17 protein-coding genes and 1 riboswitch are annotated in these 15,988 nt (G+C 45.4%); of the genes, 5 read left to right on the plus strand and 12 right to left on the minus strand.

From position 1 onward, the window contains the following. The 3 genes from B2337_RS01640 to B2337_RS01650 all read right to left on the minus strand — a co-directional run. Positions 1-335: adenosylhomocysteinase (locus B2337_RS01640; RefSeq protein WP_292742483.1), on the minus strand; the 335-nt coding region annotated here is incomplete at its 3' end. Between the two features lie 14 nt (positions 336-349). Further along, on the minus strand, positions 350-1,513 hold the full coding sequence (metK, locus tag B2337_RS01645; protein ID WP_292414444.1) for a methionine adenosyltransferase: 1,164 nt from the start codon (positions 1,511-1,513) through the stop codon (positions 350-352). Positions 1,514-1,608: 95 nt separating this feature from the next. Further along, positions 1,609-1,687: riboswitch (S-adenosyl-L-homocysteine riboswitch) on the minus strand. 51 nt (positions 1,688-1,738) lie between these two features. After that, positions 1,739-2,437: a M48 family metallopeptidase gene (locus B2337_RS01650; protein ID WP_292414443.1), complete on the minus strand. Its 699-nt coding sequence runs from the start codon at positions 2,435-2,437 to the stop codon at positions 1,739-1,741. A 77-nt stretch (positions 2,438-2,514) separates the two neighbouring features. Between B2337_RS01650 and dusA the strand changes: the two genes are divergently transcribed. Further along, entirely contained in the window at positions 2,515-3,504 is a 990-nt protein-coding gene (gene dusA / locus B2337_RS01655; protein WP_292414442.1) for a tRNA dihydrouridine(20/20a) synthase DusA, read from the plus strand. 356 nt (positions 3,505-3,860) lie between these two features. Here dusA and B2337_RS01660 read toward each other — a convergent pair whose 3' ends face one another. Both B2337_RS01660 and B2337_RS01665 read right to left on the minus strand, forming a co-directional pair. Further along, a complete protein-coding gene (locus B2337_RS01660) occupies positions 3,861-4,640 on the minus strand; it encodes an ABC transporter permease (protein WP_292361940.1) in 780 nt (259 codons plus the stop codon). Further along, on the minus strand, positions 4,637-5,560 hold the full coding sequence (locus tag B2337_RS01665) for an ABC transporter ATP-binding protein (RefSeq protein WP_292361941.1): 924 nt from the start codon (positions 5,558-5,560) through the stop codon (positions 4,637-4,639). Before B2337_RS01665 ends, B2337_RS01660 begins: the two co-directional genes overlap by 4 nt. 39 nt (positions 5,561-5,599) lie before the next feature. On the opposite strand from B2337_RS01665, the gene mutH reads away from it, so the two are divergent. Further along, positions 5,600-6,301 carry a DNA mismatch repair endonuclease MutH gene (mutH, locus tag B2337_RS01670; protein WP_292361942.1) on the plus strand — a complete coding sequence of 234 codons (702 nt, stop codon included), beginning with the start codon at positions 5,600-5,602 and terminating at the stop codon, positions 6,299-6,301. 46 nt (positions 6,302-6,347) lie between these two features. After that, positions 6,348-7,667 (plus strand): diguanylate cyclase domain-containing protein, encoded by a 1,320-nt coding sequence (locus B2337_RS01675; protein WP_292361943.1) that lies wholly within the window; start codon positions 6,348-6,350, stop codon positions 7,665-7,667. Here B2337_RS01675 and prmB read toward each other — a convergent pair. The 7 genes from prmB to hxlA (B2337_RS01710) all read right to left on the minus strand — a co-directional run bounded on the left by prmB (position 7,658) and on the right by hxlA (B2337_RS01710) (position 13,898). Next, complete coding sequence (prmB, locus tag B2337_RS01680) at positions 7,658-8,587, minus strand: 50S ribosomal protein L3 N(5)-glutamine methyltransferase (protein ID WP_292414441.1); 930 nt, start codon at positions 8,585-8,587, stop codon at positions 7,658-7,660. The genes B2337_RS01675 and prmB overlap by 10 nt on opposite strands. Continuing rightward, positions 8,587-9,990, minus strand: a complete 1,404-nt coding sequence (gene leuC, locus B2337_RS01685) for a 3-isopropylmalate dehydratase large subunit (protein ID WP_292361945.1) — start codon at positions 9,988-9,990, stop codon at positions 8,587-8,589. The genes prmB and leuC overlap by 1 nt, the downstream gene beginning before the upstream one ends. Positions 9,991-10,190: 200 nt before the next feature. Further along, positions 10,191-10,730 (minus strand): 6-phospho-3-hexuloisomerase, encoded by a 540-nt coding sequence (hxlB, locus tag B2337_RS01690; RefSeq protein ID WP_292361946.1) that lies wholly within the window; start codon positions 10,728-10,730, stop codon positions 10,191-10,193. 12 nt (positions 10,731-10,742) lie between these two features. Continuing rightward, entirely contained in the window at positions 10,743-11,378 is a 636-nt protein-coding gene (hxlA, locus tag B2337_RS01695; RefSeq protein ID WP_292361947.1) for a 3-hexulose-6-phosphate synthase, read from the minus strand. 160 nt (positions 11,379-11,538) lie between these two features. Continuing rightward, positions 11,539-12,522, minus strand: coding sequence for a transaldolase (locus B2337_RS01700; RefSeq protein WP_292356641.1), 984 nt, complete (start codon positions 12,520-12,522; stop codon positions 11,539-11,541). A 142-nt stretch (positions 12,523-12,664) separates the two neighbouring features. Further along, positions 12,665-12,982 (minus strand): hypothetical protein, encoded by a 318-nt coding sequence (locus B2337_RS01705; RefSeq protein WP_292361948.1) that lies wholly within the window; start codon positions 12,980-12,982, stop codon positions 12,665-12,667. Between the two features lie 274 nt (positions 12,983-13,256). Further along, complete coding sequence (hxlA, locus tag B2337_RS01710; protein WP_292361949.1) at positions 13,257-13,898, minus strand: 3-hexulose-6-phosphate synthase; 642 nt, start codon at positions 13,896-13,898, stop codon at positions 13,257-13,259. A gap of 206 nt (positions 13,899-14,104) precedes the next feature. Between hxlA (B2337_RS01710) and B2337_RS01715 the strand changes: the two genes are divergently transcribed. Together B2337_RS01715 and dhaK are read left to right on the plus strand one after the other, a co-directional pair. Beyond that, complete coding sequence (locus B2337_RS01715; RefSeq protein WP_292414558.1) at positions 14,105-14,938, plus strand: HAD-IIA family hydrolase; 834 nt, start codon at positions 14,105-14,107, stop codon at positions 14,936-14,938. A 19-nt stretch (positions 14,939-14,957) separates the two neighbouring features. Then, on the plus strand, positions 14,958-15,947 hold the full coding sequence (dhaK, locus tag B2337_RS01720) for a dihydroxyacetone kinase subunit DhaK (protein WP_292414557.1): 990 nt from the start codon (positions 14,958-14,960) through the stop codon (positions 15,945-15,947). The last annotated feature ends 41 nt before the right edge of the window (positions 15,948-15,988 follow it).

The following is a 15,988-nucleotide window of genomic DNA, read 5'->3' on the forward strand; positions in this document are numbered from 1 at the left end:
TCGGTTTCACCTTTCCAGGCAAAAACCGGAATACCCTGATCGGCAATCGCCGCTGCAGCGTGATCCTGAGTTGAAAAGATATTGCATGATGACCAGCGTACTTCAGCACCTAATTCGACCAGGGTTTCGATCAAAACGGCTGTTTGGATGGTCATATGCAGACAACCGGCAATACGGGCGCCTTTTAAAGGGGCTTGACCGGCATATTCTTCGCGTAACGCCATCAGACCGGGCATTTCGCTTTCGGCAATTTTAATTTCCTGATGGCCCCATTTTGCCAGACTGATATCGGCAACTTTGTAATCCGGTGTCAAGTTTTCTACTGCTGATTGCATGATAAATTCCTGTGTTAGTTGATTTTTGCTGCTTCACGTAAGACGGGAGCAAGATCGGTTCGTTCCCAGCTGAAGTCAGCTTCTTCACGTCCAAAATGACCGTATGCGGCAGTTTGCTGATAAATAGGCCGGACTAAACCCAACATTTTGATAAGGCCAACCGGGCGCAGATCAAAATGCTCGCGAACTAATTCGACAAGTTTATCTTCAGCAATTTTGCCGGTACCGAATGTATCGACACTGATAGATGTTGGCTGTGCGACACCAATCGCGTAAGACACCTGTATCTCACACCGGTCAGCAAGGCCTGCTGCAACAATGTTTTTTGCAACATAGCGTCCTGCATAGGCCGCGCTGCGATCCACTTTGGAAGGATCTTTACCGGAAAACGCACCACCGCCATGACGCGCCATACCACCGTAGGTATCGACAATAATTTTACGCCCGGTCAGGCCGCAATCGCCGACCGGCCCACCGATAATAAATTGTCCGGTCGGATTAATATGATATTGCGTGTTTTTGGTCAGCCATTCAGCGGGAAGCGTTTTTTTGATAATCAGTTCCATTACTGCTTCTTTGAGATCGGCCTGGCTGATTTCAGGGTTATGCTGAGTCGATAACACCACCGCATCGATACCGACAGGAACACCATCCTCATAAATAAAGGTCACCTGACTTTTAGCATCAGGCCGTAACCATGTGAGTTCACCACTCTTACGCACTTCTGCCTGACGTTTGACCAAACGATGAGCGTAAGTAATAGGGGCGGGCATTAACACTTCCGTTTCGTTACTGGCATAACCGAACATCAAGCCCTGATCACCTGCACCCTGATCTTCTTCTGTCTCACGATCAACGCCCATGGCGATATCACCGGATTGTTTCCCGATAACAGACATCACGCCACATGTTTGACCATCAAAACCGACGTCAGAACTGTTATAACCGATATCCGTTATGGTTTTACGGACGATATCTTCCAAATCCACCCAGGCGCTGGTTGAAATTTCTCCGGCAACAATGGCAACACCGGTTTTAATGAGAGTTTCACAGGCAACACGGGCGTGGGGATCTTTTGTCAGGATGGCATCTAAAACAGCGTCGGAAATTTGGTCTGCTACTTTATCTGGATGACCTTCTGAAACCGATTCAGAGGTAAAAAGATAAGCATTACTCATAGACAACTTCCTCATTATTAAAATTCAAATAAGGTAATGATAGTCGGACTATGGGTAAAGTTCGGATGAAACGCCCATTACTATCAGTGACCTGTTAATAATGAACGCCGTTTTGAAAATGTGACATTGAATAAGCCTAGCAGAGCTTCCTCTGTCGCAGCGTTCCTCATTCAATGGGGCATATATTAATTCATATTCGAAAAATTACAAGTTAAGGACTAATGCTCATATAACTAGCTGATGCCCATGATTTTTCAGCCAACCACGATGTTGACGGTAATTCGGGTCGAATTGTTCCACCAACTGCCAAAAAGCTTTCGAATGATTGTGCTGTTGCAGATGACACAGCTCGTGAATGATGACGTAATCACTGATGGGCTTTGTGGCCTGAACCAGTTGCCAGTTAAGCTGAATATCTCCTCGGATATTACAGCTGCCCCAGCGGGATTTATAGCTTTTGATCTGAACCTGATTGGGCTGCAGGCCGGTATGCTTAGCAAGTTGTTTTACGCGGGCAGTCAGTAATGCTTCTGCCTGGTGTCTGTACCACCTCGCTAAGGCCTGCCTTATTTGTATTGATGAAGCACTGTCTGGAGCCATAATGAGAAATTTCTGTTGATCAAACTGAACATGTAATCGTTGGCGCTGGGACTCATGAATGATATGTAAAGGATAGTGTTCGCCCATAAATGGCTGCAATTCACCGTCGATGAATTGCCTTTCTGGCGGACGTTGCTGGTAATGCCGCAATTTATCCTGAATCCAATGTTGTTTGCGCATTACAAACTGCTTGGCCAGCCATAAGGGCATGAGTTTGGGTAAATGCACCGTCACGTTACCATCCTGGATTTTGATAGCCAGAGACTTTCTGCGCGGGCTTCGAACAACTTCAACGGATAGATCGTTAATCTTAATGATACTCATCGCATGACTTAAAAAGCATATTAACTGGGCATTTTAGCGGCTGATTTGCGAAAATGTCGGATTAAACAGGTTTTATTATGACTCTGACAGCCAATATTAAATTCGCTCACCGGTTATCGCTGGCCCCCATGCTGGATTGGACTGATCGCGACTTCCGTTATCTATGCCGGCTCATTTCCAGACACACTATGTTATATACCGAAATGGTGACAACAGGTGCGTTATTGCATGGAGATTATCAACGTTTTCTGGCACATGATGAACTGGAATATCCCATGGCGTTACAGTTAGGCGGTAGTGAGCCTGCTGAACTGGCAAAATGTGCCATATTAGGTGCCGAAGCGGGTTATCAGGAGATAAATCTAAATGTGGGCTGTCCAAGCGATCGGGTGCAAAATGGCCGGTTTGGTGCCTGTCTGATGGCTGAACCCAGACTGGTTGCTGAATGCGTGACAGCAATGAAACAGGCCGTCGATATCCCCATTACGGTAAAAACCCGCTTAGGTATTGATGAGAGTGATAGCTATGAATTCCTAAAAGAATTTGTTGAGTCAGTTTGTCAGGCTGAGGTGGACGCATTGATTCTGCATGCCCGCAAAGCCTGGCTAAAAGGGTTAAGTCCTAAAGAAAATCGGGATATTCCGCCACTTGAATATGAAAAGGTGTATCAAATCAAGCAGGAATTTGCAGATTTGCATCTGGATATCAATGGGGGAATCCATACGCTGGATGAAGCTGAAAAACATCTGCAACAGGTGGATGGTGTCATGATGGGGCGTGCGCTTTATCATCAGCCCTATCTTCTGGCCGAGGCGGACAAACGGATTTTTAATGATGATCGATCAATCCCGAGTCAGCATGAAATAGTTGAATTGATGCTGCCGTATATTGAAATGCGCATGAAAGAGGGGAGACCCTTAAAATCGATAACCCGTCATATGCTGGGTTTGTTTCAGGGCTTACCAGGGGCGCGTCGCTGGCGGCGGCACTTAAGTGAGAATGCCCATTTACCTGGCGCCGGGATTGAAGTTGTTCGCGATGCGCTTAAATTGATTGACCGAGTTTAAAAAAATTAACCACAGAGACACAGAGATCACAGAGTTTTTATAGATGGTGGGGATATTAAAGAATGTTAGCTTGGTTGATATTCCAATGGTTGCTTCTTTTTTCAAGCTTTCACAAAAGCATCCGCAGATTACGCAGATGCACGCAGATTAAAAGATGTTTTTTTAAGTTAGAAATGTATTGCAGATACGATGTTATAAGTATGCGTTACATATTCAGAGATATACCTTTAGGATAATCTTTGCCTAAAACCAAATTACTAAATCGCTGGTGAATCATCTGCGAAAATCTGCGTAATCTGCGGATATATCAATAATAAAAACTCTGTGCTCTCTGTGTCTCTGTGGTTAATAAAAAATCAATTCCTCAAGCCAGTACCTTTATGCAGCAGATACAACGCATAAGTGGTCAGGGCAGCGATAAACAGCAGGATGATGGCAAAAGCAGCGACTACGGGAATATCCGAGACGCCCAATAAGCCATAACGGAACGCGTTGACCATATACAACACCGGATTCAACATGGAAACGTTCTGCCAGAATTCCGGTAGCAGCGAAATCGAATAAAACACCCCACCCAGATAGGTGAGGGGGGTCAGGATAAAGGTTGGAATAATCGAGATTTCATCAAAGCTGCGAGCATAAAGTGCATTAATGAAGCCGCCCAATGCAAACATGATCGCGCTGAGAAACACCATGCTGATGGTGATGCCAATATGTTGTATGGTGAGTTTAGTAAAAAATAATGACACTAAAGTGACTATCAGTCCAACACACAATCCACGCGCGGCACCACCGACGACATAGCCTGCGAGAATGATGTAATTGGGAACCGGTGACACCATCAGTTCTTCAATATGGTTCTGAAATTTTGCACTGAAAAAAGACGAAGCCACATTGGAATAAGCATTGTTAATGATCGCCATCATGATGATCCCGGGGGCGATGTATTCCATATAGCTGAAGCCATCCATTTCACCAATTCGGGTGCCAATCAGGTTACCGAAAATAATAAAATACAAGGTCATGGTGATCGCTGGCGGTAACAGCGTTTGCGCCCAAATCCGCAAAAAACGTCTGATTTCCCGTGTTACTAATGTTGAAAATGCGATCCAATGGTGCTGACGACGATGATTCATTCGACAGACTCCGGACGCTCAACCAGGGTTAAGAATAATTCTTCAAGACGATTTACCTTATTTTTCATGCTTCCCACTTTTATGCCCCGTTCTGTCAATACACTGAACAAACCATTCAGTCCTTCATGTCGATGCAGCTCTACTTCAATGGTCGTCGGGTCCACCTGATGATATTCAATTCCTTGCAGTAAATTGTTATCTGTCAGTGGTTCAAGTAAATCGAGCACAAACGTCTCTTTATCCAGACGGTTTAATAACGATTTCATATCGGTATTTTCAACGATGCGGCCTTTATCGATAATGGCGATATTACGACACAGGTTTTCGGCCTCCTCAAGATAATGCGTGGTCAGGATGATAGTGGTACCACGTTGATTGATTTCGCGTAAAAATACCCACATAGAGCGACGCAGTTCAATATCTACACCAGCTGTTGGCTCATCCAGTATGAGGAGTCGGGGATTATGAACCAGGGCTCTGGCAATCATCAGCCGGCGCTTCATGCCGCCAGATAATGAGCGTGAGGCGGTATGTCGTTTTTCCCATAAGCCCAGTTGTTTAAGCAAGGCATCGGCTCGGGGTTCGGCCTGTTTGGCAGGCACACCATAGTAACCGGCCTGTGTGACCAGAATATGTTTGACCTGCTCAAAACCATTAAAATTAAATTCCTGCGGCACCAGCCCGATATAACTTTTAGCGAGTTCGGTTTGAGTGTCCAGATCGGCATCAAAGATTTTTACCGCCCCGCTGGTTTTTGTCACCAACGAGGTTAATATACTGATGGTCGTAGACTTGCCAGCGCCATTTGGTCCGAGCAGTGCAAAAAAATCACCTTCTTCTACAGTCAGGTTGATATCTTTGAGCGCTTCCAGACCATTGCGATAGGTTTTATTCAGATGTTTAATAGTCAGCGCTTTCACCGGAATCGCCCCAAGCAGATTTAAACGTACTAGATTATCATGTCACCCATGCCCGAGGATATTGACCAATTAATGCTTCCCGTTACAGCGCCACTGTCAGAAGAAGAATTGCTGCGGCGTTGTGAGCTCATTACGGGCAAAACAGTTGCCCAGCTGGCGCAACAGTATAATCTGCCTGTACCTGCTGATTTGCGACGACATAAAGGCTGGCTGGGCAATCTGTTGGAACGTATTCTGGGGGCAGATGCCGGCAATCAGGCTGAACCGGACTTCGTGGCTTTAGGTATTGAATTAAAAACTATCCCGTTAAATAGCAAGGGTGAACCAAAAGAATCCACTTATGTCTGCACGGTGAATCCACGGGCAGTGGCAGAAACCCATTGGCAGACATGCTGGTTGCGTCGTAAACTGAGTAAGGTTTTATGGTTACCGCTCGAGGCAGAGAATTCTATTCCACTTGAGGAGCGATATATCGGGCAGGCAATTTTGTGGCAACCTTCAGAGCATCAGGAAACTGTGCTGCACCAGGATTGGGAAGAGTTGATGGAAATCATGATTGCTGAAGGTGGTGTTACCGCGAGACTAGGACGTTATCTGCAGATTCGTCCCAAGGCTGCACATAGTCGGGTGACTACCCGTCAAGTCGGCCATGACGGTGAGGTTGAATTGCATCATCCATGTGGTTTTTACCTTCGTACAAGTTTTACGCAACAAATTCTGTCAGGGAAAGCTTGCTGTTAATGTTCAGCAACAGGCAGAATGCACATTAGATAAAAGGATTGGCTAAGTGCAAAAACTCAATGCATTAGTAGTAGACGCTTCTACTGAATTTAGAAATAAAGCCCGCGCGCTATTGTCGGCAGCCGGATTTGAAGTCGATATTGCTGAAACGGGGTATCAGGGGCTGGAGCATGCTCAGCAAACACGATATCGATTAGTCTGCTGCAGTGATGATCTGTCTGATATTGCCGGCAGTGAATTCTGTGGTCAATTACGGGCTATTAATGGTTATGATTATGCTGCTGTGCTGGTCATGACGGAAAGTGACAACGCCCGGACGCTGAAACAGGCCCTTCTGGCTGGCGCTACTGATATTTTCAGCAAACATGATGAAGCCGAACTGGGTATTTATGTGCAACGTCTGGCACAACGGGAAACCCGCCAATTATCCGGCCGGGTATTGTTCATTGAAGATTCCCGGGTATTGCAAACCATTATTATCGATTTACTGACCGATATGGGGCTGGATGTTGATGCCTATACCTTTGCAGAGGAAGCATGGGATGCTTTCAGTGGCGGAGACTATGAGCTGGTGATCACAGATATCATGCTGGAAGGCAGTATGAGTGGCATTACACTGGTCAGAAAGATCCGCCGATTGCGGGAGGATTATGGCAATGTGCCGATCATAGCGACTTCAGGCTTTGATAATGTGTCACGCAAAATCGAGTTATTCCACCTTGGCGTCAATGATTTTGTCTCCAAACCGATTGTTCGCGAAGAATTGCGTCAACGGGTGTTTAATCACATTACCAGTTACCAGAATTTTCGTGAACTGAGAGCGCAGCAGAATTCATTATGCAGTCTGGCAATGCTGGATGAATTGACACAGTTATTTAATCGTCATGCGTTACGGGAGTTTGCGGGTAAATATTTAAGCGAAGCTTATCGTTTCAAGCGTGATTTGGCGATGGCCGTCATCGACCTGGATCATTTCCGGGCGATTAATGAGCAGCATGGTTTTGTGCGGGGTGATAATTTATTGGCAGAACTGGGCAATTGGTTAAAACGCCATGTGCGTGATGTCGATATGATTGCCCGCTGGTCCGGTGAAGAGTTTGTCCTGCTCTTGCCAGGATGTGACGAGCAGGCCGCTTCAGCCCTGATGCAGCGTATGCAGAAACGTTTAACCAGATTCAAACCCGCCAGCATCAGCATTACTATCAGCGTGGGTGTGGCGATCCTCCGCCATGATAAACAAGACACCTTAAATAGCCTGTTTGAAATGGCTGATCGCGCAATGTATCAGGCAAAAATGGCAGGGCGGAACTGTGTGCGGATTTATCAGGCAGAGTCAGAGAAAACCGTTAGCGAAACTCAGGAATGAACGGATGCAAACTCAACACACTGTTTGTGAGTCAGCATAAAGATTCCATGGCCGCCTTGTTCTAATTCCAGCCACAAAAAATGGGTTTCCGGCCATCTCTCATCTACTGCCAGATCGCTATTGCCCACTTCAACAAACAACAAGCCGTGTGGTGTTAGAAACTTAGCTGCTCCAATAATGATCTGTTCAACCAGAGCAAGCCCGTTATCTTCAGCCTGCAACGCATCAACCGGTTCATGATGATATTCAGCTGGCAGGCTGGCCATTTCAAAATCACCAACATAAGGTGGATTACTGACAATCAAATCATATTGCCGCGAACGCTCCAATTCAGACCACAAATCCGATTGGATAATTGTTAGCTCATCTCCGAGCAAATGTTTATTTTTATTTATCTGGGCGACGGCCAAAGCTTCTTCGCTGATATCCACAGCATCTACTTCTGCGCCTTCAAATGCCATCGCCAAAGCGATCGCAATACAGGCACTGCCGGTACACATATCCAGAATGCGTTCTACACCCTCGACATCCAGTAACCAGGGCGAAAATTGGCTTTCAATTAACTCAGCAAAGGGTGAACGGGGAATCAGAACGCGTTCATCAACATAAAATGGCAACCCTGCAAACCATGCTTCATGCGTCAGATAGGGGACTGGTACACGTTCCTCAACTCTGCGTTTGACCAGATTGAGCAAAATCTGTTTTTCATCACTACAGAGTCTGGCATCCAGAAATATTTCGGGTAACTCGGTTACTGGAAGTTTAAGACTGTGCAGAACAAGTTGAGTCGCTTCATTAAACGCATCGTTATTGCCATGACCAAAAAATAACCTGGCTTCTTCAAAACGCGAAGTCGTCCAACGCAGGAAATCGCGCAAAGTGCTGAGTTCGGCCTCAGCAGCTTGATAGTTGGTTGTCATTAATGGGCGGTGATATCAACGAAGTGACCAGCTATAGCCGCTGCTGCAGCCATTGCCGGACTCACTAGGTGGGTACGACCGCCCTGACCTTGTCGGCCTTCAAAGTTACGATTAGAAGTTGAGGCACAATGCTCGCCGGCTTCCAGACGATCAGCATTCATTGCCAGACACATGGAACAACCTGGGTCGCGCCATTCAAATCCGGCCTCAACAAAAACTTTGTCCAGACCTTCCTGCTCAGCCTGTTGTTTGACTAAACCTGAACCGGGAACTACCATCGCCTGTTTGACAGTCTCGGCAACTTTCCCACCCTTAATCGCAGCTGCAGCTTCCCGAAGATCTTCAATACGTGAATTGGTACAAGAACCAATGAAAACGCGGTCCAGACGGATGTCCTGAATCGGCTGATTGGCATTTAATCCCATGTACTTCAATGCTTTTAACATGCCATTACGTTTTACTGCATCATTTTCCGCATCAGGATCGGGAATTCTGGCATCAACAGGCACGACCATTTCGGGGGACGTGCCCCATGTGACTTGTGGTTTGATTTTGCTGGCATCGAGAGTCACGACTTTATCAAAATGTGCATCTGCATCACTGTGTAATTCATGCCAGGCTTTTACCGCTTTATCCCAGTTTTCACCTGTTGGGGCAAACGGACGATCACGTAAATAATCAATGGTCGTGTCATCCACAGCAATCATACCGGCACGCGCACCAGCCTCGATCGTCATATTACAAACAGTCATCCGGCCTTCCATGGATAAGTCCTGAATAGCTTCTCCAGCAAACTCAATGGCATAACCTGTACCGCCAGCAGTACCGATTTTACCTATAATGGCCAGCACAATATCTTTTGCGGTAATACCGGGATTGACATGACCTTCGACGTTGACCAGCATATTTTTGGATTTGCGTTGGATCAGACATTGGGTTGCCATAACATGCTCAACTTCTGAGGTGCCGATACCGAAGGCTAATGCACCAAAAGCGCCATGCGTTGACGTATGCGAGTCACCACATACGACAGTCATTCCCGGAAGTGTCGCACCCTGTTCAGGCCCGACAACATGCACAATTCCCTGACGTAAATCATTCAAGCCAAATTCAGTAATACCAAATTGTGCGCAATTTTGATCAAGGGTTTCAACCTGCAATCGTGATATTGGGTCTGAAATACCCCGTTCCCGATGACTTGTTGGCACATTATGATCTGGTGTCGCCAGAATCGAATTCAAACGATATGGAATTCTTCCCGCCAGGCGTAACCCCTCAAAAGCCTGCGGGGAGGTCACTTCGTGGACCAGGTGGCGGTCAATATAAATTAACGCGGTACCATCCTGTTCACTGCGAACAACATGTTGATCCCATAATTTGTCATAAAGTGTTTTGGCGGACATAAATCTCAAAACCGGTTTAATTCAGATAGCAGAACATTATACCGTTTTGCGCTGAGTTGCTCTATCAGCTCATATTGATCTTCCTTGCTCTACTCAGTCTCGATCTTGAAAAAAGGTCATCCGGGCGGTGGAATGACAGGCATAAAAAAACGGGCAACCCGAAGATTGCCCGTTCTTAAATTACAGAATAGAAAAAGTGATTATTCCATATTAGCGTGTCTGTATTTCATTTCCTCTTCAGGAATACCTTTCTCATGAATAAGATGAGAAACAATAGCTTCCAGGAAAATCAACGTAGACAGTTCAAACATGGTACCCATCGGCATGCCTTTTGTTGGAGCAAAGCTTGAATCAGTACCAATTTGAATGGTTTTATCGGCCAAATCGCCAATCGTCGAGCTGGATTTTGAACAGATCAAAACCACTTTAGCTTTCTCAGATTTAGCTTTGTTGGCAAATGAAACCAGCTGTGTTGTCTCACCAGAACCCGAAATAACGATTAACAAATCGCCTTCACGGATACTTGGTGTGCTGATTTCGCCCTGCACATACACGGTATAACCACTATGCATCAATCTCATACCCAGGAAGTTACCAACCAGTCTTGAACGACCTGCGCCAGTGATAAAGATGCGTTTGGCATCATCACACATAGCAACAAATTCAGCTTCAAGGGAACTGTCAGTCGCTTTCAGGATATCAGTGATTTTGTTTACAACTAGATCACGATGCATTGTCATATTTCTAATCCTTTATGCTGCGTCAACCAAAGCACGTAATTCTTTAGCAGATTCTGCTGGAGAAGGTGCACCGTAGATAGCCGCACCAACAACAACGATATCCGCGCCAGCACGAACGGTGCTTTGGATAGTGTCTTTGTTGATACCACCAGCAACAGAAACTTTAACATTCAGACCCAGACCAGCGATGGTTTTCAGATCTTCGAATGGAGTTTGACCAGCAGCTTGTGCGTCCAGACCAGTGTGAACACCGATGATGTGCGCGCCGTTAGCAGCAGCTTCTTTAGCTACAGCAGTTTTATCTTCAACACCGATTAAATCGATTTGAGCTTCAGCATTGTTAGCGTTTGCAGCTTTAATAACGCCTTTCATGGTAGCCATATCAGAAGCACCCAATACAGTAGTGATATCACCACCAGCTTCAAAGAAAGGAGTTGCTTCGTATTCACCAGCATCCATAGTTTTCAGGTCAACCAGGATTTTTTTGTCCGGGTGGGCAGCTTTCAGAGCTTTAACCAGTTTCAGACCGTTGTACTTGATGCAAGGTGTACCGATTTCCAGAATATCGACGTAAGGAGCGACTTGTTCAGCCAGCGCCATAGTTGCGTCAAAATCCAATGAATCCAGAGCCATTTGAATTTCAGCCATGTTATTTTACTCCTAAAATTTTAATAAAAATTATTGCCACGCTTCATAGTGCGAGCGGGACTATAGTTCAGAATTTGGCGGCAAGTCAATTGAGCCAAAATCTGTTGAATCAGGTCGCGACAATTAAGCCGCAACCTGACAGCAGATTGCTAATAAATAATTAGCTTTCCAGATTTGCCAGACGTGTAGCCAGCAGTTCTTCCAGTGATTCCAGTGCTTTGGCAAAGCCATCAATACCTTCAGACAGTTTTTCTGCCGCCATGCGGTTTTCAGCGTGCATGGCATCGAAAGTGGCTTTATCCAAATTCAGTTTTGCAACATCAGATTTTGCAGCAACTTCTGGAGAAAGTTTACGTTCCAGAGTGCCTTCTGTGTTTTGTAACTCATCCAGCAATGCTGGAGAGATTGTCAGCAGGTCAACGCCCGCCAATTCAGTAATTTCACCTACGTTACGGAAACTTGCGCCCATGACTTCGGTGTTATAGCCAAATTTTTTGTAGTAGCTGTAGATTTCAGTAACAGACAAGACACCTGGATCTTCGTTTGAAGGATAAGAATCACGGCCGGTATCTTTTTTATACCAGTCAAGGATACGTCCAACAAATGGAGAAATCAGTGTAATGCCATTTTCCGCACATGCAACTGCTTGGTGCAGACCAAACAACAACGTCAGGTTACAATGAATACCTTCTTTTTCCAGTACTGCTGCTGCCTGAATACCTTCCCAGGTTGAGGCAATTTTGATCAGAATACGATCACGTGAAACACCAGCGGCTTCATATTGCGCAATCAGATCACGGCCTTTGGCAATAGTCGCTTCAGTGTCGTAAGACAGACGTGCATCAACTTCTGTAGAAACACGACCCGGAATGATTTCCAGAATTTTCAGACCAAATGAAACGGCTAAACGGTCAAAAGCCAGAGAGACAACTTCAGATGCCGGTGCATCCGCACCCAAAGATTGACGGGCTGCTTTCAATGTATCGTCAACGATACCTTGATATTGTGGCATTTGCGCCGCAGCAGTAATCAATGATGGATTAGTTGTTGCATCACGTGGAGTGTATTTTTCAATTGCTTGAATATCACCCGTATCAGCAACAACGACGGTCATTTGCTTTAATTGATCAAGTAAATTCGCCATTTTCTTACCTTCTTGAGTTAGTTTGTAGAGCTATTGAGCTTAATAATTTTTAGTATCACAAAATCTGTTTACGGTTAAAAACCGCGAGCAACCCACCATTGGATACCCAATGGTGGGGTAGTAAATTCGTAATAAAGGCTATTTAAGCTTTGCTGCGAATATAACGCTCAACACCTGTTAAAGGTGCTGCATTGGCTTTGCTGCGAATATATTTTTCAACACCAGTCATGGGTTTATTTGTTGCTAATTGGTTGCGAATATATTTTTCGACACCAGTTAACGATGAACCACCGTTTGATTGAGCACGGATGTAACGCTCTACACCAGTTAAACCATCATTCGCTTTAGTTGGTGCTGACGCAGCTGCTTTCGATTCAGGTTTGCAACAACTATCGTTGTCAGACGAGAACAATCCTTTGAAAAAGCTGCAGATTGAAGCAAAAAAACCTTTATCACTCATGAGTATACCCCTGTTACGTTCTTAACCCCATCTGCCCAACATGATGAGGTTGGTGCAACGGGTAAATTACTATTTTAGATTCTGTGTGGCAAGCCAGCTGGATTGCAGATCAATGATTATAATCATGCTCTGCTGTTTTAGACCAATTTATCTGCATGGTCAATAAGTTATGCTGGCAGAACTGGCACAGTGGAATCCGGATGAGTCAGTTAAGCTTAAAAAAAACGAGTGGCACTGGGCCACTCGTTTTTATTCATGCTACTGTTTGTTCTGCTTACGCAGCATCAACCAATGCGCGCAGTTCTTTAGCAGATTCTGCTGGAGATGGTGCACCGTAGATTGCAGCACCAACGACAACAATTGTTGCGCCAGCTTGAATTGTTTTCTGGATGGTGTCTTTGTTCAGACCACCAGCAACAGAAATGCGTACACCCAGATTCAATGAAGCGATTGCTTGCAGATCAGCAAATGGTGTTTGACCAGCTGCCTGTGCATCCAAACCAGTGTGAACACCGATGATTTGCGCACCGTTTTTAGCGGCTTCAGTTGCAACAGCTTTTTTGTCTTTAACGCTGATCAAGTCAATTTGAGCTTCTGCATTGTTAGCATTGGCTGCTTTGATAACGCCGCCCATAGTTGCTTTGTCAGATACGCCCAGAACAGTACAAATATCAGCACCCGCTTCATAGAAAGGTGTTGATTCATATTCACCAGCATCCATAGTTTTCAGGTCAACCAGGATCAGGTTGTTAGGGAATTTGGTTTTCAGGGCAGTGACGATTTCCAAGCCATTATACTTAATGCAAGGTGTACCGACTTCCAGGATATCGACATAAGGGGCAACTTGTTCTGCCAATGCGAGAGTTTGATCGAAGTCCAGAGAATCCAGAGCCATTTGGATAAGTGCTTTTGCCATGCTGACATGCTCCTAATAATTGATTTAGTTTGTAGTTATACGTTGAAAATACGCTCGCAGACTATAAAGCACAACGTTCATTTATGTCAATTTTTCCGGCTTTTACACGATTTTCGCGATCATTCATTACTGGACAGTCTATTTTGTTCTATGCGACGCTTTTTGCCGGTTCAGTTAACTTAACATTATTTAATAAGCAGGTAATCATGCAGACAATCAACAACCTGAGTGGATTCATCATCGATATGGATGGTGTGTTATGGCATGGCAATATGCCGCTGCCGGGGTTAACGGAATTTTTTTCTATTCTGCGCTACGTTGAGATTCCTTTCGTGCTTGCGACAAATAATGCAAGTCTTACGCAACAGCAATATCTCAATAAACTGGCTGATATGGGGGTAGCAGTATCAGAAAAAGAGATTCTGACTTCCAGTATGGCCACGGCGCGTTATCTCAAAGAAACCTTGCCGGCTTCAAAAAAGAGGGTATTTGTTATCGGCGAGTCGGGGTTAATTGAGCCGCTTCAGCAGCAAGGGTTCGAAGTTACATCAACTTACTACCCAGCTGATCCGCAATCCAACACTGAGAATATCTGGGCGGATATAGTGGTGTCAGGTTTAGACAGGAAACTGACATGGGATAAGCTGGCCACAGCAACGTTAAATATACGTGCCGGAGCTGAGTTTTATGCCACCAATGCAGATACTACCTTACCCACCGAACTTGGCGAGGTTATGGGAAATGGTGGTGTACTGGCCGCTTTAACAGCGGTAACGGGTGTCGAACCTATAGTGATTGGTAAGCCCGAACCCATTCTGTATCAGCAGGCTTTTGAAATTCTCGGTACAAATAAACATAACACGGTTGCGATTGGCGATAGATTAAATACCGATATATTAGGTGCCGTTAACGCCGGTATGCGCAGCATTATGGTGTTAACCGGAGTGTCATCGGAAGCCGATCTGGCGGATATTGATTATCGCCCCGACTGGATATTTAAGGATATTCAGGAAATCACGACAATATTAAAACAGCTCTGATAATCAGGAGATTGAGATAATGAAAAAAATAATGAACCATGTTGATAAAGTGCTTGAGGAAAGCCTTAACGGCTTTGCCAAAGCGCATCAGGATATTGTTTATCTGCAGCAACAACCCGCATTTGTCCGTCGTTTAACTTTGTCAGAAAAACCAAAAGTTGCACTGATTTCCGGTGGTGGTTCAGGACACGAACCGCTTCACACCGGGCTCGTAGGGAATGGCATGTTGGATGCGGCCTGTCCTGGACAAATCTTTACCTCACCAACCCCTGATCAGATGCTGGCTGCTGCCGAATCAGTAGAAAATGGTGCTGGTGTGTTATTCATTGTCAAAAACTATGCTGGCGATGTAATGAACTTTGAAATTGCCGCTGAAATGCTGGAATGTCAGCATGAGACGGTACTGGTAAAAGACGACGTGTCTTTACCCGAAGCACATAGTACCGGTCGCCGCGGGGTTGCGGGCACCTTGATTGTTGAAAAAATTGTCGGTGCCGCGGCAGAACAGGGTTACGATCTGTCCCGGTGTAAAGCGCTGGGTGATCGTGTTGCTGATAATACAGCCTCAATGGGTTTTGCCTTAAGCAGTTGTACCGTACCCGCTGCGGGGCGTCCTACATTTGAAATCAGTGAAGACGAAATTGAAATGGGCGTGGGTATTCATGGTGAAAGAGGGCGTGAACCGATGACCATGGCTTCGGCAGAAGAACTCGTGAAGCATGTCACAGCTGCAATAGATAAAGAATTACAGCCTCAAGAAGGGCAGCAGGTTTTACTGCATGTAAATGGTTTTGGTGCCACACCTTTGATGGAGCTTTATCTGGTGTTCGATCTGGCGGCAAAATTCTGGGAAGAAAAGGGTGTTGAAATTAAACGCTCGTTAGTGGGGAACTACACAACATCTCTCGATATGGCTGGTTGCTCAGTGACATTGACCTTACTGGATGAAGAAATGACTGCCTTATGGGATGCCCCTGTTCATACCGCAGCACTTCGTTGGGGCTGTTAATTTTTAATTAATCGACATGGATGTCGCTGTGGTTTGAATTT

Source organism: Methylophaga sp. UBA3192, from assembly GCA_002363955.1.
Taxonomy (GTDB): Bacteria; Pseudomonadota; Gammaproteobacteria; order Nitrosococcales; family Methylophagaceae; genus Methylophaga.